Here is a 25,550-nt window from a genome sequence, read left to right on the forward strand (position 1 = left end):
TGCCGGAAAATGCCCGAAGGTTCAATCTGGGCAAAATGTCCCGCAGCACCGGCGCAGTGCGATCAGCCGACCTTCTTCGGCTCAAGCCGGTCGATCTCGCGGGTGTCCGCAGCCTGCTCCGCTTCGGGCTTTGCGAAGCTGTCGAGCGCCGCGCCGGGTTCAACCATCAGCAGCGCCTTCATGCGATGCCTGAACTCATCGCGTTCCTTGCCGTCGATTTGGGGGCGGGTGACGAGACGGATCGACAGGGGATCGACGGTCCTGCCGCCGCGATAGGCTTCGAAATGCAGGTGCGGCCCAGTCGACAGACCGGTGGACCCAACGTAACCGATCACCTGCCCTGCTTTTACGTGGGTACCGTTCTTTACCGCGATGCGGCTCATGTGGCCATAGCCGGTGCCGAGGCCGCCGCCGTGGTTGATCCGCACATAATTGCCGTGGCCGCCATGGCGCCCTGCATAGGTGACCGTACCATCGCTCACGGCATAGATCGGCGAGCCGTAGGCGGCGCCGAAATCGACGCCCGCATGCATGCGCGTGTAGCCGAGGATCGGGTGACGGCGCATACCGTAGCGTGAGGTGATCCGTCCCGCGACCGGCATCCCGATCGGCGCACTGCGCGTCTCGGCAAGGCCAGAGGCGGAGAACATCTGCCCGTCCTTGCCCCAACGCATGAGCTGGAGGCGCGGTTTCCCGTCGCGTTCGACACCCGCATAGAGCAGCTCGCCCACTTGGCGTTCGCCCTTGGCCGAACGCTTGTAGGAGAGGATCAGGTCGAATTCGTCATTCGCCGAAATGTCGTTTTCGAGCGAGAGATACTTGTCGACAGCACGCAGGTAGCTCTGGATCGCGGCGACCGGTGCCCCGGCATTGCGCGCCGATCGATAGAGGCTCGACCCGACGGTGCCGCGAATGCGCAATGGGGTCGTATCGACGGCAATGGGATGGCGCACCAGAGCCAGCGCACCGTCATGGCGTTCGACCGAGAGATCGAGGTCGAAACGCGCGCGAAAGGCCATTTCGTCCAGCGGGCGCGAGGCGCCTTCGGTCGGGCGCTTGCCCAGAGTGATGTCGAACTGTGTACCCGAAGCGATGTCGGACAGCGGCACCGCACCGGAAATGAGATCGGAAACCTGAGAAATGTCGGTGTTGCCGACACCCGCCCGCTCCAGCATGCGGCGGAAGCTGTCGCCCTGCCCCAGTGTGGAGACCAGTTGGATCATTGGCCGTTCGGGCACTTTCGCCAGGGGGCGGACCAGCGGACTTGCCCCCATGTGGCGGCCGCTGTCGGCACCGAAGGCAAGCGGCGCGATGGTCTGGCTGCGGAATTCGTCGCGAACCCGGTCGTTGACCGGCATCGGCGTCGCCGCCTCTACTGACGAAAAGCTCGGTGAAAGGGCAATGGCGGCTGCGCTCAGGCCGAAGAGCGTAGCAAGACCGCGATACCAGCGCGGACTGCCGATGTCGGTGGCAAGATCGGGCGCAAGCTCGACCTTTTCGCACCACGATTCGATATCCTGCTTCCACGCCTGAATGCGCTCTTGCAGGCCCGGACCGTCTGAAGCGGTTTCGCCGGAAGGAGTCGGAGTTGCAGGCTCGGCGCTCTCGGGCAAAACCTGGGCATGCGAGAGCGAGGCAGCCGATGCCGCACCGCCTGCATAGTCCCCTTCGGCCGAATTTCCGCCGTTCTCGTCAAGCGCCTTGAACAAAGGCCCCTTCCTCATCGCAACCCACAGGCTCAAGCCGAACCTGGCGCCCACCCCGGGCACTTTCTGCAAAAACCATGCCTGCTCAAGGTTAAGACCCCCCTAACTCTGTGGATTTCCACCCCCATACAGGACGAGTCGACCCTTGTACGCGGCCAGCGGCGATGCCACATTCGCTGGTGAAATGGTTCAGGACCGGAATGTAACGGCGCGCGGTGACGCTCCTTCAGGGGTGAAGGCCGTGCTCGGGCCGACCAACACCGGCAAGACTCACCTCGCCATCGAGCGGATGTGCGCCCATTCCAGCGGCGCGATCGGCTTTCCGCTGCGCCTGCTGGCGCGTGAGGTTTACGGCCGGGTCTGCGCCATCAAGGGTGAACAGAACGTCGCCCTGATCACCGGCGAGGAACGGATCGAGCCGAAGCACGCTCGCTACCTGCTGTGCACGGCCGAGGCGATGCCGGTGCTCGATCGCAGCCTTGCCTTCGTCGCCATCGACGAAGCGCAACTGGGGGCGGACCGCGAACGCGGCCACGTCTTCACGGACCGCCTGCTCCATGCCCGCGGCCGCGAGGAGACGATGATCCTCGGTTCCTCGACACTCGAACCGATGGTCAGGGCGCTCGTACCGCGCGCCGAGATCGTCACCCGGCCCCGCTTCTCCACGCTCAGCCATGCCGGCGCGAAGAAACTCAGCCGCATTCCGCCGCGCAGCGCCATCGTCGCCTTCTCGACCGAGCAGGTCTATGCGATCGCCGAAATGCTGCGGCGCTTCCGGGGCGGGGCGGCCGTCGTCATGGGCGCGCTCAGCCCGCAGACGCGCAACGCGCAAGTCGCGCTCTACCAGTCTGGCGAAGTGGATTACCTTGTCGCCACCGACGCCATCGGCATGGGGCTCAACCTCGACGTCGAGCATGTCGCTTTCGCCGGGCTTTCCAAGTTCGACGGCGTCCGCCATCGCCGCCTCACCACGTCGGAAATGGCGCAGATCGCAGGACGCGCCGGGCGTCACCAGAAGGACGGCACGTTCGGCACCCTCACCGGTTCGGGCACGCACGATTCCGAATTCGATCCCGAAGAAATCTTCGCCATCGAAGAACACCGCTTCCCGCCGCTGACGAAACTGTTCTGGCGCGATGCGGAGCCGCGTTTTGACAGTATCGCCACCCTGATCGGCGACCTGGAGACCCCGCCCGACCTGCCCGAGCTGGTTCCGGCGCCCGAGGCCATCGACCTTTCCGTCCTCAAGCGCCTGTCCGAAGACCCACAAGTCGCCGATTCGGTTCGCGGCGCGGCGATGGTGCAGCGATTCTGGGACGTGTGCCGCCTGCCCGATTTTCGCCAGCAAGGGGCAGAGACCCATTCACGCTTCGTCGCCCGCCTGTGGCAGGATCTGCGCCACGGCGAACTGGGCGCCGACTACGTCGCCAATGCCATTGCCCAGCTCGACCGCACCGGCGGCGACATCGACACCCTGCAGGGCCGCATCGCCGCGATCCGGTCCTGGGCCTATATCGCGCAGCGCCCCGACTGGGTTCTCGCGCGCGACGAAATGGCCGCAAGGGCCCGCGCGGTGGAGGCGCGTCTGTCCGATGCCCTCCATGGCAAACTTACCGAACGATTCATCAACCGACGGACTGCCGTACTCATGAAGAAACTGGGGCCCGATGCCGGGCTGCTCTCTGTGCGCATGGAAGACGAGGAAGTACTCGTCGAAGGCGAACACATCGGCTCGCTGCGCGGATTCGCCTTCCATGTCGATCCCGGCGCCCGCCTGTCCGACCGCAAGCTGCTGCTCGCCGCCGCGGAAAAGCACCTCACCGCCTTGCTGCAGAAGCGCGCCGACGAATTGACCGAGGCGATTCACGCGGGAAGCGCGGCCATCACGCTTGATCGCGGCAAACTCAAATGGGACGGGGAATCGCTTGGCACTCTCGCCCCGGGCCGCTCGCTCCTGTCGCCTGTCCTGGTCCCCGACCGCACACTCGATGCGGTACCCGGACCCGCGCGCAAGGTGCTTGTGGCGGCGCTTGAGGCATGGCTCGACAATGCGCTGCAACCGCTGGCTCCATTGCTCAAGCTCGATGAAGCCAGCCGTTCCGAGGAAGCCGGCCCCGATCTCAGGGCCCTGCTGATTGCACTGGTCGAAGCCGGCGGCATGACGTCACGCGAGGATTCGGGCGTCGACAAGCTCGACAAGCAGCGCCGCACGATGCTCTCGCGGCTCGGCGTGCGCGTGGGTGCGCTCGATGTTTTCGTACCTGCGATGCTTCGCCCGGGCCCGATCGTGCTGTGGCGCGAACTCGCGCAGGTCTTCGGCAAGTCCCCGCGCGATGGGGCTCCCGAGGACGCGATGCCACCCGCCCTGCCCGCCAAGCGCCGCCAGCGCACGCCGGGCTATCGCAGCCTGGGCAAACAACTCGTACGTCTCGACATGGCCGAAAAGCTCCTGCGCGAAGCCCACGAGGCGCGCGGCGGCGGTAAGCCCGCGGGAAGCGGACGCAGCTTCGCGCTCGACCCGGCCAAGGCGGTGTCGATGGGCCTGACCACCGAAAGTTATGCCCGGCTGCTTCGGCTTGCAGGCTTCCAGCCGATCATGCCCCGCCAGCTGGCCGAAGGCGCCCATGGCCCGCCGGCGCCGGTGCGCTGGCGCTGGCGTCCGCCGCGCCGTCACGTCGAGGAAACAAGACCTCAGCCGGTGCGCAAGGACAATGCCTTTTCCATTCTTGCGGATATGGTGCGCAACTAGAGGGGATTCGGGGAGATGGAGGCCACCGCATGAGGATCGACAAGCTGATCTGGTTCCTGCGTCTCGCCAAGACCCGCACCATCGCCCAGACAATGGCCGAAGAGGGCCATATGCGCCTTAACGGCAGGCGCGTGGAGCGCGCGCACCAGAAGGTTTCGACGGGCGATGTGCTCACCCTTGCGACCCCTTCCGGGGTGCGGGTGATCGAGATCGTGACCCTGCCGATCCGCCGCGGCCCCGCCCCGGAAGCGCAAGCCTGTTACAGAGTGCTTGACGGCGGGGCAGATAATCCCATAGCAGCGGCCTTCCGTAACGAGGCCTGATGAAGAGGATACCGCCTCCATGACCTATGTCGTCACCGACGCCTGCATCAAGTGCAAGTACATGGACTGCGTGGAAGTCTGCCCTGTGGACTGCTTCTACGAAGGCGAGAACATGCTCGTCATCAATCCCAGTGAATGCATCGACTGCGGCGTCTGCGAACCGGAATGCCCAGCCGAAGCCATCCTTCCCGACACCGAAAGCGGTCTCGAGCAGTGGATGGAACTGAACACGAAGTACTCGGCCGAATGGCCGAATCTCACGTCCAAGAAAGATTCGCCGGAAGATGCCGACGAGTACAAGGGCGTGGAAGGCAAGTTCGAGAAGTTCTTCTCGCCCGAGCCCGGCGAGGGCGACTGAGGCCCGATCTTTCCGGGGGTTCGCCCCCGGAAACAGACGTATCCGCCTGAGGATACGTCGTTCATCGGCATGCCGGGGGCTCGCTGAACCTAATGGTTCGCGCCCCTCTGGCAATTTTGTCACATGTATGCTATATAATAGCCCAACTGCCCGGGCCGTCTGCCCGTTTGGCAGGCGTTTCAGTGCGAGGCAGGGATTCGAGAGCAAGCGGTTGGGGGAGTAATCTGACCGGGCGGCGGAGGCGGCTGACACGCTTCCAAGTCGCACCCCCGGTTATCTCCCGACAAAGGTATGGCGCTCGGACCTGCAGGTGAAAGGACGATACATGGCAACCAAGGCCGATGCCTTCGATGTTGGAGATTACGTCGTTTATCCAAAGCACGGCGTAGGCCGTGTGATCGAGTTGCAAAAGCAGGAAATTGCCGGAATGCAGCTCGAGCTTTATGTGCTGCGTTTCGAAAAGGAACGCATGACGCTGCGTGTTCCCGTGAACAAGGTTGAATCGATCGGCATGCGCAAGCTGTCTTCGGACAAGACCCTGCGCGAAGCACTCGATACCCTCAAGGGCAAGCCCAAGGTGAAGCGCACCATGTGGTCGCGGCGTGCCCAGGAATACGAAGCCAAGATCAACTCGGGCGATCTCGTCTCTATCGCGGAAGTCACGCGCGACCTGTTCCGCGCCGACGACCAGCCGGAGCAGAGCTATTCCGAACGTCAGATCTTCGAGGCTGCGTCCTCGCGTCTGGCCCGCGAACTCGCGGCCATGGAAAAGACTGACGAGCCGGCCGCTCTGCAGAAGATCCTCGCGATCCTCAACGAGTACGCTCCGAAGTACTACGAGAGCGCCGAAACCGCCTGAGCGGGTGGTTCGACACTGACGAAGGGGCCGCTTCCGCAAGGAGGCGGCCCTTTTCGCATGACGGGTCGCGCGGTCACCCCTCCCCCTTCCAAAGTTGCGCGGCGCAATTTCTGTCGCTTGTCGCGCGGCGTTCATTGCGATGACATGCAGAACATGACAGGTTCCGCGCCGATGACCTTGCGCCTCATGCCCTCTGCCCTGCTCACCCTTGCCACGGCCCCGCTGCTGGGCGGGTGCGTGTCCACCGTCGCCAAAGTGGCAACCGCCCCCGTACGCGTTGCCGGCAAGGGAGTGGACATGATGACGACCAGTCAGTCCGAAGCCGACGAGAAACGCGGCCGCGAACTACGCAGGCGTGAGGAACGCCTCGGAAGCCTGCAACGCGAATACGATCGCCACTTGCGCGAATGCAACGAGGGCGATAGCCGCTCGTGTCTCAAGGCGCGTGACGACTATGCGGAGATCCAGCAGATACTCCCGACAGTCCCGGTCGAACGCCGCTGATTCCCGCAACAGGGGCCGTCAGGCAGCGGCCCGGCGCAGGCGATCGTTGATGGCCTTGCCTATTCCATCCTCGGGTATCGGCGCCACGGCAATTCTCGGCTGCGGCGCAGCGGCACCCTCATGCAGCAACGCATAAAGCCGCGATGCGGCCTCCAGGAGATCGCCCGCGGCCGATAGCGTGACCTCACCTGGAACATCCGCGAAACCGATATGGAACTCATCCGCTTCGGCGGCTTGCGCGTCGAGCCGCACTGGCTTGCCCGGCGCATAATGGCTGGCCAGCTGCCCTGGCGCCTCGATTGCATGTGACGTCACGACGTCACTGTTCGAACCCAGGACGGCGAAAATCTCCGACTCCGGGATCGGACCGGGACGCAGTACCTGCCAACGCCCACCTTCGCGCAAGGCGATGATCGTCGATTCGAGCCCGGCCTCGCACGCTCCGCCATCGAGAACGGCATCGATCCTGCCCCCCAACGATTCCACCACGTGAGAAGGTGTCGTCGGGCTGACCCCGCCACTGCGATTGGCCGAAGGCGCGGCAAGCGGGAGGCGAGTCTCTGCAATCACCGAACGCATGACGGGATGCGCCGGACAGCGCAGCGCAACGGTCGGCAGGCCGGCGGTCACGGCAGCGGCAAGCGGCGCGTCGTCCTGCACCGGCAGCACCATGGTCAGGGCGCCCGGCCAGAATCGCTCGGCCAGCAACAGGGCACGCTCGTCGAACACGGCCAGTCGCCGGGCCGAGTCCAGATCCGCGACGTGCACGATCAACGGGTTGAAGCTGGGCCGTCCCTTGGCGCAATAGATCGAGGCCACTGCTTCATCGCGGTCTGCGCGGGCCGCGAGCCCGTAGACCGTCTCGGTCGGCAGCGCGACAAGGCCCCCCTCGCGCAGCAGGCATGCCGCCTCGGCAATACCATGCGGATCTGAAGACAGCAGGGCAGGCCGACCTGCCGGACTATGCTCGCTGGATTGGGCCATGGACCGCCGCTATAGGCGGTTGTGCAAAATGCCAAGGAAAAGCGCACCATGTGGTGCGCTGCTCTCGCAAACGAAGCAAAGAAATGACGTCATGACGCAAACCGACCTGCTTGTCCGTATCGCCGACGCACTGGAGCGCATTGCCCCGCCGCCCGCCCCCGAAACCGACTGGCTGGCCCATCCCGCCTATGTCTGGACTGGGCAGGCGGCACGCGCCGTCGATACGCTCGAGGCCCCTGCCCTCGATCTCCTGCGCGGAATCGACGATCAGAAGCAGCGGGTCGTCACCAATGTCACGCGTCTGGCTGCCGGCTTCGCATCGCACGACATGCTCCTGTGGGGATCGCGCGGCATGGGCAAGTCAGCCGTGCTGCGCGCCGCGATCCGGGCCGCACAACAGGATCATCCAGGCCGCATCGCCCTCGTCCAGGTGGCGCAGGAGGCCCTTTCAGGGGTTACAGGACTGTTTTCGACGCTAGGCAAGATCGATCGCCAGTTCCTCGTCTTCGTCGACGATCTCGGCTTCGAAGAAAGCGAAACCAGCGGGCCCCGACTGCTGCGCTCCTGGCTGGAAGGCGGGGTGGAGGCACGCCCGGCCAATGTCCGCCTCGCGGTCACGTCCAATCGCCGCGCCATCGTCGCGCGCACGATGTCCGAGCAGGACGACCCGATCAATCCGCGCGACGCCGTGGACGATCGCCTCGCTCTGGCCGACCGATTCGGCCTATCGATCGGCTTCCACAAATGCGATCAGGACGCCTATCTCGCGATCATCGGCGGCTATGCCGATGAATTCGGACTGCAGTGGGATTCGGGCGACGCGCTCGAGTGGTCGCGCCGTCGCGGAGCCCGTTCTGGCCGCGTCGCCTGGCAATATGTCAACGAGCTTGCCGGACGCGCCGGCAAGGCTCTCTGAGCGTTCGCTTTCAGTTGTCCATCATTCCCCCGAGCAGCGCCTCGGGGGTAAGCTGGGTAGGATCCTTGAGATCGGTCTGCGGCTCGAGGTGGTCTGTTTCGACGCGCTTGATCCCTTCGGAAGGCTTTGCGCCCGGCGCCATCACCCGCCAGATTACACCTGCGGTATCATCGCTCACCAGCAGCGCGCCGGTCTTGTCCCAGGTTACCCAGGTCGGACGGCCATGAGTCGAACCTTCCTTGTCGAGGAAGCCGGTCAGGACCCGCACCGGCTTCACGTCCTTGGGATTGCCGTTGGCATCGAAGGGAATGAAAACGACGTCGTAGCCGACTGCGGGGCGGCGATTCCATGAACCGTGGCGGGCGATAAAAGCGCCGTTCGCGAAGTCCGGCCCCATGATGTTGCCGCCATTGGCGAAGACCATGCCCAACACGGCCGTATGGGCGCCCATCGCATACTCGGGCTTACGGGTATAGTCGCCCATGCCGTACTGCATAGGCCAGCTCACACGGTCGTCGTAGACGTTCTTCCAGTAGATCCAGGGCCAACCGTACTGGACGCCGACGGGGACGTTCGTGAAGTAGTCGGGAACGAGGTCCGGCCCGAGCATGTCACGCTCCTGCACCGTGGCCCACATTTCCTCGGTCGAGGGGTTCCAGGCCATGCCATTGGGATTGCGCATGCCGGCGGCGAACTGGCGGCGATGCCCGGTATCGGTGTCGATCTCCCAGATCGCAGCGCGTCCAGCTTCCTCCTCCATCCCGTTATCGGCGATGTTCGTGGCCGAACCGACCGCAACATAGAGGTGCAGGCCATCCTCGCTGAGCAGCAGGTTGCGCATCCAGTGATTGCCGGCCGGCGGCAGGTCCATCAGCTTCTTCGGCGTGCCTTCCAGCCTGGTGGCACCCGCTTCAAAGGAAAATTCCAGCACAGCGTCATGATCTGCGATGTAGAGCTTGCCGTTGCCGTAGGCCATGCCGGAAGGCGAATGCATGTCTGCCGTACGGAAGTCGAAACGCTGATCTGCCTTGCCGTCGCCATCCTCGTCGCGCAGCAGGACGATCTTGTCGGGCGAAGGCACGCCCGCACCGACGCGGTCCATCATCCAGGTCATCACGGCACCGGTGATGCCGCCCGGCTTGTTGCCGGCAGGCGCATTGGTCTCCGCTACTAGAACGTCACCGTTAGGCAGCGTGATCATCGTGCGCGGATGGTCCAGCTTGTCGGCAAACCGGCTGACCGACAAGCCCTTGGCCGCGATCGGCTTTTCACCCTCTGCCCAGCCGATGGTCTTGGGCAGGCTGACGCTGGGGATCCACTGCGGATCGGGATCGACCAACTTCGGGTCCGTGCCTGCTGTCGCATCGCTGGGCAGATCCGAGCTATTTGAGTACTGCGCCCAGGCTATCGCCCCGACAAGGACGACAAGGAGCACGGCGAGGACCACGAGGGCCTTTATGAGAAAGGAGCGCATGTTCTGCGAGATAGGCTGCTGCCGGCTATGCGGCAACCTCGTGTTGAGCTAACGGAAGGGCCATGTTCGATTTCCAGACCGATAGCGCCCTAGACAAGCCCGAACTGTACGATGCCCTCGCCCAGGCAGCACAGGCGCTCGTCGAAGGCGAGAGCGATTCCATTGCCAACATGGCCAATCTGGCCGCCGCGATCTGGCAATTCCTGCCCGACCTCAACTGGGCCGGATTCTACCGCAGCGTGGGTGACGAACTCGTCCTCGGCCCGTTCATGGGCAAACCCGCCTGCATCCGCATTCCATTCGGCCAAGGGGTCTGCGGCACCGCTGCGGCAAGCGGACAAACGCAAGTCGTGACCGATGTCCACGCCTTCCCCGGTCATATCGCCTGCGATGCCGAAACCCGGTCAGAACTGGTGGTGCCCGTCATCGTCGAAGGCAATGTCATTGCCGTGATCGATCTCGACAGCCCGATCCCGAGCCGTTTCGACCAAGTGGATGCCGCCGGACTTGAGCGCCTCGCCCGGATCGCAGCAAAGGTGATCTGAACCGCTATCCGGTGCATCGAAACGGGACATGATCGAAGGAGGTATGCCCAGACCCTTGGTTTTACAGGCAAGACGATGCTAAATTTCGCGTTAACTAACAGGGCCATCCTTCCGGTCCTCGCGAAAGGGCATCCCGATGCGACTGCAACTCCTCGCCGCCGTAGGCACGGCACTGGTACTTTCGATTCAACCTGCCCTCGCCCAACCTGACGAAGTTTACGATGACGGCATGGCAGCGGCGATCCCCATGCATCAAGCCGAGAGGCGCTACGCTTTCGATCCCGCGGCGCGCGATGCATGGCTCGCCGATTGCCGCACCCGGGTCGCCCATCGAGACTCCGGCCTGGGCGGCGCGTTGATTGGCGGAGCAGTCGGCGGACTGGCTGGCAATCGCATTGCCGGTCGCGGAAACCGCACCGTCGGGACGATTGCCGGTGCAGTCGTGGGCGCTGCTGTCGGCGCCGCAATCGACAAGGCCGAGGATGCCGGCCGCTACCGTGACGAGTGCGAGGGCTATCTGGACGACTACTACGCCTGGTACACCCGGGGTAGCAGCTATGCACCCGGCTATGCGTCCGCAACTTACGTCGCGCCCATGTCGCTACCCGAACCGGAATGCACCGAGACAGTCGAATATGTCTACGAAGATGTCCCGGAACGCCCCGCGCCCCGCAAGCGCTACATCCCACGGCCTGCGCCGGACAAACGTATCAAGGTTGTTCCCGACAAACGGGTTCCGATCAAGTAAGCGCAGTCGCAAGAAAAAGGCGGGACCGAAAATCTTCCGAACCCGCCTTTTCAACATGAATTTCAGTAACTTGATAGCCTTCCACACAGGGCGGCCCCACGCGGCTGCCCCACCTCAGATCGACCCGCCGGTCAATCGCTGGCAGATCAGATCGAGCTGATCGAGCGTTGCGTACTTGATCGTCACCGTACCCGACTTGGGATCGGCATCTGCATTGATCTTCACCGGCAGACCGAGAAATTCCTCGAGGTGATTCTGGACGGCCGCAATGTCGGCATCTTCCGAAGCGCTGCGGGCCGTGCGAACCCGGCGCGGCGCCGCATCCCCGCGCGCCTTCTTGCGCACCAGCTTCTCTATCTCGCGGACCGACATCTGTTTGGCGATCGCCGCTTCGGCGATCTCGGCCGCTCCCTCACAACCGATCAGGGCGCGCGCATGCCCCATCGAAAGATCGCCCTTCTCGACCATCACGATCACATCGTCCGGCAGCGCGAGCAGGCGCTGGAAATTGGCGACATGACTGCGGCTCTTGTCGACCATGCGGGCGATCTCGGCCTGGGTCATGCCTTCCATCTCGGAAAGCCGATTATAGGCCCGCGCCTCTTCGATCGGGTTCAGGTCTTCGCGCTGGAGGTTCTCGATCAGCGCCAAGGCCATGACTTCGCGTTCGCTCAGATCGCGAATCAGCGCGGGGATCTCGTGCAACTGTGCCTTCTGCGCCGCGCGCCAGCGACGTTCACCGGCGACGAGCTGGTAGCGGCCATTGGCCATAGGCCGCACGATGATCGGTTGGATCACCCCGCGCTGGGCAATCGATGCAGCCAGTTCTTCGAGCGCCTCTTCCTCGAAAATGCGGCGCGGCTGATCCGGGTGCGGGGTGATATCGGATATCGAAAGCGTGGCGAGACCACCGACGCGCGGTGCGTCCGCCGCCGATCCGCCCGCTTCATCCGAATGTGCGAGCGGTTCCTCGCGGCGTGTCTCACCCAGCAAGGCACCGAGGCCGCGTCCCAGACCCTTGGGCTTCTGCTTCATCGGCTTGGCCCCCACGGAGCTCAATCCCTGGGGAGCACTGATACGGACAACAGAATCTTCGCTCATGCCGCTTTCCTCTTCTCGGGCAGTCGGGTGATCAGTTCCCGGGCCAGCGCCATGTAGGCGCGACTGCCGGCACAGGCGTGATCGTAAATCAATGCAGGAACGCCATGGCTGGGCGCTTCGGACAGACGGACGTTGCGCGGGATCGTAGTCTCGAACACCAGTTGGCCAAGGCACGAGCGCACATCGTCAGAGACCTGCTCGGTGAGGCGATTGCGCCGATCGAACATGGTGAGCGCGATGCCGATGATGCCGAGGTCTGGATTGAAGCGCTGCTGAACCCGCTCCACCGTCTGGAGCAGCTGGCTCAACCCCTCGAGCGCGAAGAATTCGCATTGCAGCGGTACCAGCAAGGTATCGGCAGCAGTCAGCGCATTGAGCGTCAGCAGCCCCAGCGAGGGCGGACAGTCAATCAGGCAGACATCGTAGCCGATATCCTTGCGAAGCGCGTGCTGGAGACGGTGAGCACGATCCTCGGCGCCGACCAGTTCTACTTCGGCCCCGGACAGGTCGACTGTGGCGGGCAGAAGATCGAGTCCGGGAATACGCGTCGGGATGACGCAATTCTCGACCGGTGCCTGATCGACCAGCACATCGTAGGTCGATGCATCGCGCTCGGATGCCGAAATGCCGACTCCGGTCGATGCATTGCCCTGGGGATCGAGGTCGATAAGCAGGGTCTTCCAACCCGTGGCCGCGAGCGCAGTCGAGACATTGATCGCTGTGGTCGTCTTGCCGACGCCGCCCTTCTGGTTGGCAATCGCGATACGGATCACTTGGTCTTACCCTTCCTGCCGGTCAAGTTGCCGACAATAATGCCTGCCTGCGGGTCCGTAAGAGACTGTTCCACGTGGAACACATGCCGCCACTTGCGAAGGTCATCCAATTCTTGCTGTGCAGACCGCCCTTTGGGCAACAGCCAGATCGTGTCACTTGTGGAAAATCGCGCGGATAATGTCAGAAGTCGGTCCAACGGTGCAAATGCACGCGCGGAAATGACCCCCACCTGACATGTCTCGACCATTTCGAGACGCTGACCGACGATCCTTGAGCGCTCCAGACCCATGGCGATTCGCGCGCGGTCGAGCCATTCGATTCGGCGCGTGCGCGATTCGACCATCAGCACTTCAAGTTCGGGCCGAAGTGCTGCGATGACGAGACCGGGGAACCCCGCCCCTGTTCCCAGGTCCATCCATGACAGCGATGTTTCACGTGGAACATGCGGCAACAATTGCGCGCTATCGACAATGTGGCGAAGCCAGACCTGATCGAGGCTTGCCGCTGAAACGAGGTTCTGCCGCTGATTCTCCTCGACCAGCAAATCCACCAGCCTCTCGAGCCGGGTCATGGCCGCATCGTCACATTCGGGCAGCGCTCGCAACCAGGCGCGCGCTTCATCTTCCGTGGTAATCAAGCAGCCTCCCGACGGGCATGAACAAGCAAAGCAGCCAGGGCTGCAGGGGTAATTCCGGGTATGCGACCGGCCGCCGCCAAGCTCTCCGGTCGGGCCCGCGTCAGGCGCTCGACCATCTCGCGAGAGAGACCCGGGATCTCGGCATAAGGAAAATCTTCGGAGAGTGGCAGGGCATCGCTCGCCCGCAGCTCGCGCAGTTCCCGCTCCTGCCGTTCGAGATAGGGAGCATAGGCAGCGTCTTCCGTGACTTCCTCAAGAAGCGACTGGTCATCCAACAGCGCGGGGCCGACCCATTCGGTCAAACCGGTGATTTCCACACCATCGAAACGCAACCACTCCCGGATCGGCATGCGTCCGGCATCGCTGCGAACGGGAAGTCCCGCCGCTACCAATTCGGAAGCCGAAGGCTTCTGGTCCATCGCACCGTTGAGGGCCGCCCTCGCCTGCTCGCGGCGCGCGAACCAGGCGCGACGTGCTTCACCGACGGCACCGACGGCAAGACCGAGCGGCGTCAGACGCGTCGAAGCATTGTTCGCACGCAGACGCAGACGATACTCCGCGCGCGCAGTGAGCATGCGGTAAGGTTCGCTGACACCATGCAAGGTCAGGTCGTCGATCATCACCGCCATGTAGCTGTTGGCCCGATCAATGGCCGGGGCCTCTTTTCCAAGAACAGCCGCGGCAGCATGCATGCCCGCCACAAGTCCCTGGGCAGCCGCTTCCTCGTATCCAGTCGTCCCGTTGATCTGGCCAGCGCAATAGAGCCCGGGCATCTCGCGCAACTCGAGGCTTGAACGCAGGGCGCGTGGATCGATGTGATCGTACTCCACGGCATAGCCGGGCACGACCATCTCTACCGTCTCGAGGCCTTCCATCGTGCGCAACATTTCAAGCTGCACGTCCGCCGGAAGCGAGGTGCTGATCCCATTGGGATAGACGAGGTGCGTCCCCAGCCCTTCCGGCTCGAGGAAAATCTGATGGCCATCGCGATCGGCAAAGCGATGAATCTTGTCCTCGATGGAGGGACAGTAGCGCGGCCCCAGGGCCCCTATCGCACCCGAGAAGAGAGGCGAGCGATGGAGATTCGCGCGAATGACATCATGGCTGCGAAGGTTGGTACGGGTAATCGCACAGAACACCTGCGGGTTAAGGCGACGCGCACCCATCGCCGACATCGTCCAGAACTCACCGTCCGAGGGCTGCTCATCGAGACGAGCCCAATCAATCGTGCGGCCATCGAGCCGGGGCGGCGTCCCGGTCTTGAGCCGTGCCATGGGCAGCTGAGCACCGCGCATCTGCGCTGCCAGCTTCTGGGCCGAGGCCTCGCCGATGCGCCCACCGACAATACGCTCCTCCCCCCGGAACAGGGTCCCGCCCAGGAAGGTCCCGGTGCACAGGATGATGGCTCGCGCCATGAGCCGCTCACCACCGGCAAGATCGATGCCGACCACACGCTCCCCGTCGAAGACCAGCGCCGCCGCCTCGCCCGCAACCAGAGTCAGATCGCCCTGCTCCTTGAGCAGACGATGGATCGCCGCTTTGAACAGGCGCCGGTCAGCCTGGATGCGGGGTCCCTGCACAGCACTGCCCTTGGAGCGATTGAGCATGCGATAATGGATCGCGGCCGCATCGGCTGCGCGAGCAATCAGGCCATCGAAGGCATCGACCTCACGAACGAGGTGCCCCTTGCCAAGCCCGCCGATCGCAGGGTTGCAACTCATCGCACCGACGGCGTCGAGATCGAAACTGACGAGGGCGACGCGCGCGCCCATGCGTCCGGCAACTGCAGCCGCCTCACAGCCGGCGTGGCCGCCGCCAATCACGATCACATCAAATGTATGCATGGTGATGCCGCTTACTCGAATGCGGGATTCGCGTCAAAGCGACTTGCACTGTTCCACGTGAAACATGCGCTATTTGCCAATGCAAAAGCGACCGAACAACGCATCGAGCATATCCTCGGTCGTCGTACGGCCAACCAGAGCATCGAATGCAACCCGGGCCAGCCGCAAGGCTTCCGCCACAAGAAGAGGATCGGTCTCGCGAACCGCAGTGGCAACTGCGGACGCCGCTTCGCCGACGAGCAGATGCTGCCGGCGATTGAGCGCTGCATCACCGGGCCGGGGCATCATCCCTTGCGCGGTCAGGATCAGGTCCCGTCGAAGATCATCCAGGCCAGAACCCGTCACTGCCGAAACCCGATGACGCGGTTCAGTCTTTCCGTCGAGATCCACACGGTCGCTCTGCGCGGCGATCTCCCAGGCACCGCGAGGCCCTTCTCCTTCCGGCCCCAACCAGAGTATGAGATCAGCACCATCCAGAGCCGCCCGGGCACGGGCTATACCGATCGCTTCGATCTCGTCCCCCGTCTCGTCGCGCAGGCCGGCTGTATCCGCAAACACGAAGGGCATCCCGCCAATGGCGACCGCTCGCGTGAGCACATCGCGGGTCGTACCGGCGAGCGGCGCAGTGATCGCCGCCTCGTCTTCGACAAGCGCATTGAACAATGTGCTCTTGCCCGCGTTGGGCGGTCCGGCGAGTACGACGCGGAAACCCTCCTTCAGCCGTTCGGCACGTGGGCGCTCCAGCCACTGCGAAAGTTCCACGTGGAACTTCGCAAGGCCTTTGAGGAAGTCCTCGGGCAAGTCGGCGACATCGTCCTCATCACCGAAATCTAGAACTGCCTCGACGGCAGCCGAAGCTGCGAGGACCCTGTCCCGCCAGATTTCGACCTGTCGGGAGAAGGCACCGTCGGCCATGGCCAGGGCGCTGCGGCGTTGCAGTTCGGTCTCGGCCGAGAGCAGGTCGGCAAGCCCTTCCGCCTCTGCGAGGTCGATCCGGCCATTGGCGAAGGCACGCCGAGTGAACTCACCGGGAGTTGCGCGGCGCAACTTCGGCATTTGCGCAAGCGCGGATTCGACGGCGCTCACCACTGCCCTGCCCCCGTGCAAATGGAACTCGGCAAGGTCCTCGCCCGTCGCCGTGTCGGGGCCGGGGAACCAGAGCACCAGTGCATGATCGAGGATGGCACCATCACCACCGCGCAGCTTGCGATAGCTGGCGCGGCGCGGCGATGGAATGGAACCGGCGAGCGCCGTCATCGCAGCGCCAGCCTCTGGCCCGCTCACGCGCAGGACCCCGATGGCAGCGGGCGGCGAACCACTCGAAAGCGCAAAAATCGTATCGGTCATGAAAGGCCCATGCCCCGTCGAACGGAGCGAGGGAAGAGGCTAGATCAACCGTCCTTCTTGGGCTTGTTCTGACCCGATCCGCTCATCGCCATCTGTGCCCCGCTTTCCATCAGCTGCTGAAACAGCTTGAGTCCGAACTGACCCATGGGAGCGATCTGCTTGGCCATCTCATTGAGTTGATCGAAACTGCCCACACCCTGCATCGCATTGGTGATCGCATCGACGTAGACCTCGTTGGCCTTCGTGACATCTGGCAGACCCAGGAAACGCCGCGCCTCTTCGGGGGAGCATTCCACCTCGACATTGACCTTCATGCGCGTCTCCCGCTTGAAATTTACTTGCCCTAGCTGACACATGCGCTTGGCAAAGTCCATTGCCCGTGCCTAACTCCACCCAAAGAACCGCTCAAACGAACTGCCGACGAGGAGAGTCCCATGACCACGACCAACACCGAAATTCCCACGCTGGATGGCGACGGCACGATTCCGGCCTATGTGGCCAGGCCCGAGGGAACACCCCGCGGCGCCATCATCGTCCAGCAGGAGATTTTCGGCGTCGACGCCGGCATTCGCAAGAAGGCCGACGGCTGGGCCAGCGAGGGTTATCTCGCTGTCGCGCCCGATACCTTCTGGCGCCAGAAGCCCGGAGTCGAGCTCGATGCCGACAAGCCTGAGGAATTCCAGCAGGCCATCGCATACATGTCGAACCACGATTTCGACCTCGGCATTCGCGACATCGAGGCCGTGATCCACTGGATCCGCCGCGAGGCTGGAGTCCCCAAGGTCGGGCTGGTGGGTTATTGCATGGGCGGCCGCATTGCCTACATGACCGCCGCGCGCACCGATATCGATGCCTCGGTCGGCTACTATGGCGTGATGATCGACCAGATGCTCAACGAGAAGCACGCGATCGCCCGCCCCCTCATGTTGCACATGCCGACTGCCGACGGATTCGTTCCGCCCGAAGCGCAGAAGGTGATTCATGAGGGGCTGGATGATCACCCCAAGGTCACCCTTCACGACTACGAAGGCCTCGATCATGGCTTCGCCGCAGAAATCGGCTCGCGCCGCGACGAGGCAGGTGCCGCGCTTGCGGACGAACGAACCACGGCATTCTTCGCGGAGCATATCGGCTGATCGCGCGTTAGCTCGGCATGCACCTGGCACCTCGCTATTTCGTGCCACTGGCGGTCGTGGTTCTCACGGCCGCCTGCTGGCTGATTCACCCCCTGCACTGGGCCCTGGCAGTCATGGTGCCAGTGCTATTGCTGACCTTGTGGGATTTCAGTCAGAACCGACATGCCCTGAGGCGAAACTATCCGCTCATAGCGCGTATCCGCTGGCTGTTCGAAGACCTGCGACCTTACTTGCGCACCTATATCGTCGAGAGCGACCGGGAAGGACGGCCTTTCACCATAGACGAGCGCAGCCTCGTTTATGCGCGCGCCAAGGGCGATATTTCCACGCACCCGATGGGGACCGAGCTGGACGTCTATTCCGACGAATATGAATGGCTCGGCCACTCGATCGCGCCGAACGAGGATGCACCCAAGAGCTGGCACGTGCGCATCGGCGCCGGCACTTGCGCCAAGCCCTATGACAGCGCCCTGCTCAACATCTCGGCGATGAGTTTCGGCTCGCTATCCGCCAATGCGATCGAGGCCCTCAACAAGGGCGCAGCGCTGGGCGGATTCGCCCACGATACGGGCGAAGGCTCCATCAGCCGCTATCACCGCAAGCACGGCGGAGACCTGATCTGGGAACTGGGGAGCGGCTACTTCGGCTGCCGTACCAAGGACGGCAAGTTCAACCCTGACCTGTTCGCCGAACAGGCTCAGGACGATCAGGTCAAGATGGTCGAGATCAAGCTCAGCCAGGGAGCCAAGCCCGGCCACGGCGGCATGCTTCCCGGCGCCAAGGTGACTCCAGAAATCGCCGAGGCGCGCAGGGTGGAGATCGGCGAGGACTGCATTTCGCCAGCGGGCCACTCGACATTCTCGACACCCATCGAGCTGCTTGAATGGGTTGTGCAACTGCGCGAGCTATCGGGTGGAAAGCCGGCAGGCTTCAAACTCTGCGTCGGTCAGCCGCACGAAGTCATGGCCATCGTCAAGGCGATGATCGAGACCGACATCACTCCGGACTTCATCGTCGTCGACGGCGCAGAGGGCGGAACCGGCGCAGCGCCACAGGAACTGACCGACAACGTGGGCATGCCGCTGCGGGAGGGACTCATCCTGATGCGCAATGCTCTCGTCGGCGCCAACCTGAAGAATCGCATCCGCGTCGGCGCCTCGGGCAAGGTGCATAGCGGTGCCGGCATGGCCCGGTCCTTCGCGCTCGGCGCCGACTGGTGCAACGCCGCGCGCGCCTTCATGTTCTCGCTAGGCTGTGTGCAATCGATGAAGTGTCATACCGGCGAATGCCCGACCGGTGTTGCCACCCAGGTTCCCTGGCGTCAGCGCGGACTCGTGGTCGACGACAAGGCGGAGCGCGTCGCACGATTCCAGAGCGAAACGCTCAAGGCCCTGCGCGAGATCGTCGTTGCCATGGGCTATGAAAGCCCCTGGGAACTGACCCAGCACGACATGTACCAGCGCATCGACAGCGCCAAGGCCGGTCCGCTCGACGAAGTTTACGGTTTCGTGAAGCCCGGCCAGCTTGTCGAAGATCCCGATTCCACCCAATATGCCCATGCTTGGCGCGTGGCCCGTGCGGATACCTTCCGCCGCGTTTTCTGAATTCGTTCCAAGGACCAGGACAATGACCACCGGATACCGGATGATCGTACCCGCCCATGGTGGCCCCGAAGTCATCGAGCGGGAGGACTTCGAGGTCCCCTCTCCCGGTCTCGGGGAAGTACTGATCGAGACCGAAGCCGTCGGCCTCAATTTCATCGACACTTACTACCGCAAGGGACTCTACGACGATCCCTTGCCGATTACGCTGGGATCGGAAAGCGTCGGACGGATCATTGCACTCGGTGACGGGGTCTCCGGATTTTCTATCGGCGATCGCATAGGCTGCACGCAGAACGGCGGTGCCTATGCCACGCATCGCATCATTCCCGCTTCCAGAGCCATTCCGGTGCCCTCGGCCATCGAACCGCAGATTGCCGCCGCAGTGATGCTGAAAGGCTTGACCGCCTGCTATCTGGCCGAGGACACATTTCCGGCGAAGGCAGGAGACATTGTCCTCGTCCACTCGGCTGCGGGCGGCGTAGGTTCCCTGTTGGTGCCCTGGCTACTCGACAAGAACGTTACCGTGATTGCCCACGCCGGTTCACCCGAAAAGGCTGCAAGTGTTCCCAGTGAACACAATCTCTCTTGCGCCTTCGCTGAATTGCCCGAGGCCGTGCGAGAATTGACATCGGGCCGGATGTGCAATGCCGTCTACGACGGTGTCGGTGCTGCCAGTTGGTCCGCCTCGCTGGCCTGCCTGCGGCGGCGCGGGATGATGGTGAGTTATGGGAATGCATCGGGCCCCGTACCGCCGATTGCCGTCCTGGACCTCATGAAAGGCGGCTCGCTCTATCTCACGCGCCCTACCCTGGCCGACTACATCGCCACGCCGGAGATGTTGGCGACCAATGCCGCCAAACTGTTCAATCGTATCGGCAGCGGCATTCTCAAGCCGCAGATCGGAGCGCACTTTGCACTGCCCGATGCGGCCGAAGCCCACAGGGCCCTGGAGAACCGCGCGACCACGGGGTCTACTGTTCTCCTTCCCTGAAGGCTAAGACAAAGCGGATTTCAGACGAGAGAGACGATGCCGAGGTGCGGGTCGATCCAACCCTCGTAGATCATCTTGAGAGCCACGTAGAGGATCACCGCAAGGCCGATATAGCCGATCCAACGGTAGCGCTCGATATAGCGGGCGATGATATTGGCTGCGACGCCCATCAGGACGACGGAGAGCAGCAGGCCGACGATCAGTATCCCGGGATGCTCACGCGCTGCACCGGCGACGGCAAGCACGTTGTCGAGGCTCATCGATACGTCAGCAATGGCCACGGCCCAGGCAGCGCCTGCAAAGCTCTTGGCAGAGCGCAAGCCACTGTGCTCGTCACCCTCGATCTCGGGAGAACCGCCGCTTTCACCGGCACCATCCCGCAATTCGCGCCAGAACTTCCACGCGACCCACAGAAGCAGCAGGCCACCTGCGAAAATCAGCCCGACAATGCCGAGCAGCCAGGTTACGGCCAGCGCAAAGGCGATACGCAGGACGAGTGCGGCACCGATACCGATGAGGATCACCTTCTTGCGATCGGCCGCAGGAAGACCCGCCGCCAGCGCGCCGACAACGATAGCGTTGTCGCCGGCCAGCAGCAGGTCGATCATCAGTACCTGACCGAAGGCAGCAAGGGCTGCCGCCTCGGTGATGTTCGAGAAGTCGTTGACGATATGCTGCCAGATTTCTGCCGGTCCACCGATCGAACCGCTGGCAACAAGAGTCATCAGGATACTCACGGAAAGCTCCCTTCGACGGCCTTACTGGTTCATTGTCGCGAAGAAGTCTTCGTTGGTCTTGGAATCCTTCATCTTGTCGAGAAGGAATTCCATCGCATCGACCGTGCCCATCTGCATCAGGATGCGGCGCAGGACCCACATCTTGGAGAGCTGGTCCTTGGGAACCAGCAGCTCTTCCTTGCGGGTGCCGGACTTGCCGACGTCCAGAGCCGGGAAGATGCGCTTGTCGGCAACCTTGCGGTCGAGGACGATTTCCGAGTTACCGGTGCCCTTGAACTCTTCGAAGATGACTTCGTCCATGCGGCTGCCGGTATCGATCAGGGCGGTGGCGATGATCGAGAGCGAACCACCCTCCTCGATGTTGCGCGCCGCGCCGAAGAAGCGCTTGGGGCGCTGCAGGGCGTTTGCGTCGACACCGCCGGTCAGCACCTTGCCCGAGCTGGGCACGACGGTGTTGTAGGCGCGGCCGAGGCGAGTGATCGAGTCGAGCAGGATGACGACATCGCGCTTGTGCTCGACGAGACGCTTGGCCTTCTCGATCACCATTTCCGCGACCTGCACATGGCGCTGGGCCGGCTCGTCGAAAGTCGAGGAGATGACCTCGCCCTTCACCGAGCGCTGCATGTCGGTCACTTCTTCCGGGCGCTCGTCGACGAGCAGCACCAGCAGGAAGACTTCCGGATGGTTGTCGGTGATCGCCTTGGCGATGTTCTGCAGCAGCACGGTCTTACCGGTGCGTGGCGGCGCGACGATCAGGGCACGCTGGCCCTTGCCCTGCGGGCTGATCAGGTCGATCACGCGGGCCGACTTGTCCTTGACCGTAGGGTCGAGGCTGTCCAGCTTGAGGCGTTCGTCGGGATAGAGCGGCGTCAGGTTGTCGAAGTTGACGCGGTGGCGCACCACGTCGGGATCGTCATAGTTGACGCTCATCAGCTTGGTGATGGCGAAGTAGCGCTCACCGTCCTTGGGAGCGCGGATCTCGCCTTCCACGGTATCGCCTGTGCGCAGGCCCCATTTGCGGACCTGGTTGGGCGAGACGTAGATGTCGTCGGGACCGGCGAGATAATTCGCTTCGGGACTGCGCAGGAATCCGAAACCGTCGGTCAGCACTTCGATCGTGCCCTGGCCGATGATTTCCTCACCGTCTTCGGCGACTTCCTTGAGAATGCCGAACATCAGGTCCTGGCGGCGCATCGTCGAAGCGCCTTCTACTCCCATTTCCTCGGCCATCTCCACGAGCTCGGCCGGGGTCTTTTTCTTCAGTTCTTTCAGATGCATCTTGCTTGGTTTCCGAATGGAAAAGTTTGGATACGGCCGGCTGATCGAGGGGCTTGGGGAAAGCAGATCCGGGCTTGCGGACGGGCGTCGCAGCCCAATGCCGGTGGTCTGCCCAGATAAGGCCTGCGCGGCCCCCGGTCAACGGAACACTTCTCCCAGGCCGTGCAAGCGGGACAAACTGCCTCGCCCGCACGCCGGACCATCATTCGGAGGTAGGATTCAGAACGGCTTGACGACCACCAGGACGACGATGATTGCGGCAGCAAGCCCGGGAATTTCGTTCAGCAGACGCAGCGTCTTGCCCGTAAGGCTCCGCTCGCCACGCGCCAGCTTCTTGCCGTAAGCGACAAGCCAGCCGTGATAGCCGCTCAGCGCCACGACGAAGAGCAGTTTGGCATGCAGCCAGCCCTGGCTCCATGCGCCGATCGAGCTGGCCAGCGCCAGTCCGAAGAGCCAGACCATGATCAGTGAGGGAGTCAGGATGATCTTGCGCAGCTTGGCTTCGCGATCGACCCACTTCGCCTCCTCTTCAGAGCCGGGTGCCGACTCCTGATGATAAACGTAGTATCGCGGGAGCATGAAGAGCCCGGCCATCCAGAAGATCACGAAAATGATGTGGCCGGCTTTCAGCCAAAGGTAGGTGGTCTGCAAAATCTGCTCCATGAGTCACCTCTGGCGCGTGAAGGCCGCGCCCTCCTTCCTTCTACACTTACGCTTGGCGCTGCCAGGCTCGAACGACCCGCAGCAGGTCCTCGACATGGGCAATCGGCGTATGTTGACCGATCCCGTGGCCGAGGTTGAACACGTGGGGACGCCCGGCGAAGGCATCAAGAACCGCATGGGCCTGTTTCTCGAGCTCCGCACCGCCCGAAAGCAGCAGCAGTGGATCCAGGTTGCCCTGCACGGGCATGCCTTCGGGCAATTCGCGCGCGGCCCAGATCGGGTCTATCGTCTCGTCGATCCCGACGGCGTCGACTCCGGTCTCGCGGGCATAGGCGGCCAGCTTCTCTCCGGCGCCCTTGGGAAAGCCGATGATCGGTGTCTGCGGGTGCAGGGCCCTGATGCGCTCAACGATGCTCGCATTGGGCGCCACTACCCATTTCTCGAACTGCGCGGGGGCAAGGCTGCCCGACCATGAATCGAACAGCTGGATGGCTTCGGCGCCGGCCGTGATCTGGCCGCTGAGGTACTCGACTGTCACGTCGACGATTCCCTCGATGATCGCCTCGAAGGCCGCAGGATCGCGATAGGCCATGGCCCGGGTCTCATGCTGGTCCCGGCTCCCCTCGCCTGCGACCATGTACGTCGCGACGGTCCAGGGGCTTCCTGCAAAGCCCAACATCGTCTTGTCGGCATCGAGCGAGGCCCGAACCTTGGCGACGGTATCGTAAATCGGGGAAAGCCGCTCGGGCACTGCGGTGAGTCCATCGAGCATATGATCGACGAGGCGCGGGCTCAGTTTCGGCCCTTCGCCTGCAAGGAACTCGAGATTCTGTCCCATCGCGTAAGGTACGATGAGGATGTCGGAAAACAGGATCGCTCCATCGAATCCGAAGCGGCGGATTGGCTGCAGGGTAATCTCGGCCGCGGCGTCGGTGTCGTAGACCAGCGCGAGGAATCCGCCCTTCTCTGCACGCAAGGACCGATACTCCGGAAGATAGCGTCCAGCCTGCCGCATGAGCCAGATTGGGCGTTTGCCGGAATTTTCGCCACGGAGCGTGTTCAGAAGGAGGCCTGGCATCGCGTTTCGGGTCCGATCAAAAAAATAAGAGATTTTATAAAAGGATGATGGAGTCTGTTGGCCCTGTGGATATCGGGGACGGGCGACCCTTGCCCGATTTGTCCCGGATTGAACAGGGTGAAGTGGCCGATGCGACTCTCCCTCGCTGCAGAGTCAATCAAACGTTTTGCGCCTTATCCCCAGCCTGTGGAATGACTCCGCGGACTGTCCACAAGTACCCCCTGTGGAATCTGGACGATGGGGACGGAATCGCCGTCGCGAGTTGTCACCGGATCGCTCCCGTGGTTTATGCCGCTACATATCCACAGGCCGCCACAAGGACCTCGCGAGATCGCATTCATGGCGCGAATTCACCTACATCTGCTTTCGGATTCCACTGGCGAAACCTTGGAAATGATTGCCAAGGCAGCGCTCGCCCAGTTCGATGACAGCGAAGTCCTGCGCCATTTCTGGCCAATGGTCCGCTCGCAGCAGCACCTCGACCGCATCATGGGGGAAATCGCCGCGAATCCCGGTCTCGTCTTCTTCACGCTGGTGAATGAAGAAACGCGCGGAAGGCTGGAAGAGCGGTGCCACACGCTGGGGCTTCCCGCCCTTGCCGTGCTCGACAACGTGACCGACGCGCTCGAGGCGCATCTGGGACAGGAAGCGAAGGGACGTCCCGGCCGCCAGCACCGCCTCGACGAAGCCTACTTCGCGCGCGTCGACGCGATCCAGTTCACGATTGCCCACGATGACGGGATCGCATGGGAAGACTGGGAAGATGCCGACATCATCCTCGCGGGCGTATCGCGCACGTCCAAGACGCCGACGAGCATCTATCTCGCCAACCGCGGCTACAAGGTCGCGAATATCCCCATCGTGGTGGAAAGTCCGCCGCCCCAGGCCCTCTTCGGTCTGCGCCGGCCGATGGTAGTCGGTCTGACGACGGCGCCGGAGCGCCTCATCCAGGTGCGCCGCAACCGCCTGCTTTCGCTGAGCCAGTCGCCCGATACCGACTATGTGCAGGCGGAAAAGGTGGAAAGCGAGGTCAAGTACGCGCGCCGCATGTTCGCCGATAATTCGTGGCCGGTCATCGACGTCACCCGCCGTTCGATCGAGGAAACGGCTGCGGCGATCATCAACCTGTACAACGAGCGCAAGGCCTCGGGCATCAAGGGCCCGGTCGGACCCAAGCCGATCTGACTTTTCGGG

25 protein-coding genes are annotated in these 25,550 nt (G+C 63.2%); 12 read left to right on the top strand and 13 right to left on the bottom strand.

The genetic code is table 11. The annotated features are described in order from the left end of the window. Window positions 1-62: 62 nt before the first annotated feature. Window positions 63-1,724, bottom strand: coding sequence for a M23 family metallopeptidase (locus tag J3474_RS16525; protein ID WP_207094975.1), 1,662 nt, complete (start codon window positions 1,722-1,724; stop codon window positions 63-65). A gap of 166 nt (window positions 1,725-1,890) precedes the next feature. Here J3474_RS16525 and J3474_RS16530 point away from each other — a divergent pair, with 166 nt between their 5' ends. The 5 genes from J3474_RS16530 to J3474_RS16550 all read left to right on the top strand — a co-directional run bounded on the left by J3474_RS16530 (window position 1,891) and on the right by J3474_RS16550 (window position 6,499). Further along, a complete protein-coding gene (locus tag J3474_RS16530) occupies window positions 1,891-4,455 on the top strand; it encodes a helicase-related protein (protein WP_207094904.1) in 2,565 nt (854 codons plus the stop codon). 29 nt (window positions 4,456-4,484) lie between these two features. Next, the gene (locus tag J3474_RS16535) at window positions 4,485-4,778 is read left to right on the top strand and encodes an RNA-binding S4 domain-containing protein (protein WP_013831485.1); all 294 of its coding nucleotides are present in this window, start codon (window positions 4,485-4,487) and stop codon (window positions 4,776-4,778) included. A 19-nt stretch (window positions 4,779-4,797) separates the two neighbouring features. Next, on the top strand, window positions 4,798-5,136 hold the full coding sequence (fdxA, locus tag J3474_RS16540; RefSeq protein WP_007012628.1) for a ferredoxin FdxA: 339 nt from the start codon (window positions 4,798-4,800) through the stop codon (window positions 5,134-5,136). Between the two features lie 325 nt (window positions 5,137-5,461). Beyond that, window positions 5,462-5,995: a CarD family transcriptional regulator gene (locus J3474_RS16545; RefSeq protein ID WP_013831484.1), complete on the top strand. Its 534-nt coding sequence runs from the start codon at window positions 5,462-5,464 to the stop codon at window positions 5,993-5,995. A 144-nt stretch (window positions 5,996-6,139) separates the two neighbouring features. Then, window positions 6,140-6,499: a hypothetical protein gene (locus J3474_RS16550; RefSeq protein ID WP_376706540.1), complete on the top strand. Its 360-nt coding sequence runs from the start codon at window positions 6,140-6,142 to the stop codon at window positions 6,497-6,499. An 18-nt stretch (window positions 6,500-6,517) separates the two neighbouring features. Here J3474_RS16550 and J3474_RS16555 read toward each other — a convergent pair whose 3' ends face one another. Beyond that, window positions 6,518-7,483 (bottom strand): L-threonylcarbamoyladenylate synthase, encoded by a 966-nt coding sequence (locus tag J3474_RS16555; protein WP_207094905.1) that lies wholly within the window; start codon window positions 7,481-7,483, stop codon window positions 6,518-6,520. Window positions 7,484-7,574: 91 nt separating this feature from the next. Between J3474_RS16555 and J3474_RS16560 the strand changes: the two genes are divergently transcribed. Continuing rightward, a complete protein-coding gene (locus J3474_RS16560; protein ID WP_207094906.1) occupies window positions 7,575-8,399 on the top strand; it encodes a DUF815 domain-containing protein in 825 nt (274 codons plus the stop codon). A 10-nt stretch (window positions 8,400-8,409) separates the two neighbouring features. On the opposite strand, the gene J3474_RS16565 is transcribed toward J3474_RS16560, so the two are convergent. Further along, window positions 8,410-9,873, bottom strand: coding sequence for a sorbosone dehydrogenase family protein (locus J3474_RS16565; protein WP_207094907.1), 1,464 nt, complete (start codon window positions 9,871-9,873; stop codon window positions 8,410-8,412). Between the two features lie 62 nt (window positions 9,874-9,935). On the opposite strand from J3474_RS16565, the gene J3474_RS16570 reads away from it, so the two are divergent. Together J3474_RS16570 and J3474_RS16575 are read left to right on the top strand one after the other, a co-directional pair. Further along, a complete protein-coding gene (locus tag J3474_RS16570) occupies window positions 9,936-10,418 on the top strand; it encodes a GAF domain-containing protein (protein WP_207094908.1) in 483 nt (160 codons plus the stop codon). Between the two features lie 136 nt (window positions 10,419-10,554). Continuing rightward, window positions 10,555-11,166: a glycine zipper 2TM domain-containing protein gene (locus J3474_RS16575; protein WP_207094909.1), complete on the top strand. Its 612-nt coding sequence runs from the start codon at window positions 10,555-10,557 to the stop codon at window positions 11,164-11,166. Between the two features lie 114 nt (window positions 11,167-11,280). On the opposite strand, the gene J3474_RS16580 is transcribed toward J3474_RS16575, so the two are convergent. The 6 genes from J3474_RS16580 to J3474_RS16605 all read right to left on the bottom strand — a co-directional run bounded on the left by J3474_RS16580 (window position 11,281) and on the right by J3474_RS16605 (window position 17,183). Beyond that, complete coding sequence (locus J3474_RS16580; protein ID WP_174888121.1) at window positions 11,281-12,267, bottom strand: ParB/RepB/Spo0J family partition protein; 987 nt, start codon at window positions 12,265-12,267, stop codon at window positions 11,281-11,283. After that, complete coding sequence (locus J3474_RS16585) at window positions 12,264-13,040, bottom strand: ParA family protein (RefSeq protein WP_007012619.1); 777 nt, start codon at window positions 13,038-13,040, stop codon at window positions 12,264-12,266. Before J3474_RS16585 ends, J3474_RS16580 begins: the two co-directional genes overlap by 4 nt. After that, entirely contained in the window at window positions 13,037-13,678 is a 642-nt protein-coding gene (gene rsmG / locus J3474_RS16590) for a 16S rRNA (guanine(527)-N(7))-methyltransferase RsmG (protein WP_207094910.1), read from the bottom strand. The genes J3474_RS16585 and rsmG overlap by 4 nt, the downstream gene beginning before the upstream one ends. Continuing rightward, window positions 13,675-15,522, bottom strand: a complete 1,848-nt coding sequence (mnmG, locus tag J3474_RS16595; protein ID WP_207094911.1) for a tRNA uridine-5-carboxymethylaminomethyl(34) synthesis enzyme MnmG — start codon at window positions 15,520-15,522, stop codon at window positions 13,675-13,677. Before mnmG ends, rsmG begins: the two co-directional genes overlap by 4 nt. 69 nt (window positions 15,523-15,591) lie before the next feature. Continuing rightward, on the bottom strand, window positions 15,592-16,869 hold the full coding sequence (gene mnmE, locus J3474_RS16600; protein ID WP_207094912.1) for a tRNA uridine-5-carboxymethylaminomethyl(34) synthesis GTPase MnmE: 1,278 nt from the start codon (window positions 16,867-16,869) through the stop codon (window positions 15,592-15,594). A 44-nt stretch (window positions 16,870-16,913) separates the two neighbouring features. Next, on the bottom strand, window positions 16,914-17,183 hold the full coding sequence (locus J3474_RS16605) for a DUF6489 family protein (protein ID WP_013831472.1): 270 nt from the start codon (window positions 17,181-17,183) through the stop codon (window positions 16,914-16,916). A gap of 120 nt (window positions 17,184-17,303) precedes the next feature. On the opposite strand from J3474_RS16605, the gene J3474_RS16610 reads away from it, so the two are divergent. The 3 genes from J3474_RS16610 to J3474_RS16620 are packed head-to-tail and all read left to right on the top strand — an operon-like array spanning window position 17,304 to window position 20,600. Then, window positions 17,304-18,005: a dienelactone hydrolase family protein gene (locus J3474_RS16610; protein ID WP_207094913.1), complete on the top strand. Its 702-nt coding sequence runs from the start codon at window positions 17,304-17,306 to the stop codon at window positions 18,003-18,005. A gap of 17 nt (window positions 18,006-18,022) precedes the next feature. Next, on the top strand, window positions 18,023-19,609 hold the full coding sequence (locus J3474_RS16615; RefSeq protein ID WP_207094914.1) for an FMN-binding glutamate synthase family protein: 1,587 nt from the start codon (window positions 18,023-18,025) through the stop codon (window positions 19,607-19,609). 22 nt (window positions 19,610-19,631) lie between these two features. Further along, a complete protein-coding gene (locus J3474_RS16620; protein ID WP_207094915.1) occupies window positions 19,632-20,600 on the top strand; it encodes a quinone oxidoreductase in 969 nt (322 codons plus the stop codon). A 20-nt stretch (window positions 20,601-20,620) separates the two neighbouring features. Here J3474_RS16620 and J3474_RS16625 read toward each other — a convergent pair whose 3' ends face one another. From J3474_RS16625 to hemE, 4 genes are all read right to left on the bottom strand, one after another. Next, a complete protein-coding gene (locus tag J3474_RS16625; RefSeq protein WP_207094976.1) occupies window positions 20,621-21,325 on the bottom strand; it encodes a YjbE family putative metal transport protein in 705 nt (234 codons plus the stop codon). A 33-nt stretch (window positions 21,326-21,358) separates the two neighbouring features. Next, a complete protein-coding gene (rho, locus tag J3474_RS16630; protein WP_013831467.1) occupies window positions 21,359-22,615 on the bottom strand; it encodes a transcription termination factor Rho in 1,257 nt (418 codons plus the stop codon). A 219-nt stretch (window positions 22,616-22,834) separates the two neighbouring features. After that, window positions 22,835-23,278 (bottom strand): CopD family protein, encoded by a 444-nt coding sequence (locus tag J3474_RS16635; protein WP_013831466.1) that lies wholly within the window; start codon window positions 23,276-23,278, stop codon window positions 22,835-22,837. A gap of 46 nt (window positions 23,279-23,324) precedes the next feature. After that, on the bottom strand, window positions 23,325-24,356 hold the full coding sequence (gene hemE / locus J3474_RS16640; protein ID WP_207094916.1) for a uroporphyrinogen decarboxylase: 1,032 nt from the start codon (window positions 24,354-24,356) through the stop codon (window positions 23,325-23,327). Window positions 24,357-24,695: 339 nt separating this feature from the next. On the opposite strand from hemE, the gene J3474_RS16645 reads away from it, so the two are divergent. After that, a complete protein-coding gene (locus J3474_RS16645) occupies window positions 24,696-25,541 on the top strand; it encodes a pyruvate, water dikinase regulatory protein (protein ID WP_013834565.1) in 846 nt (281 codons plus the stop codon). Window positions 25,542-25,550: the final 9 nt, after the last annotated feature.

Source organism: Novosphingobium sp. PY1 (assembly GCF_017312445.1).
Lineage (GTDB): Bacteria > Pseudomonadota > Alphaproteobacteria > Sphingomonadales > Sphingomonadaceae > Novosphingobium.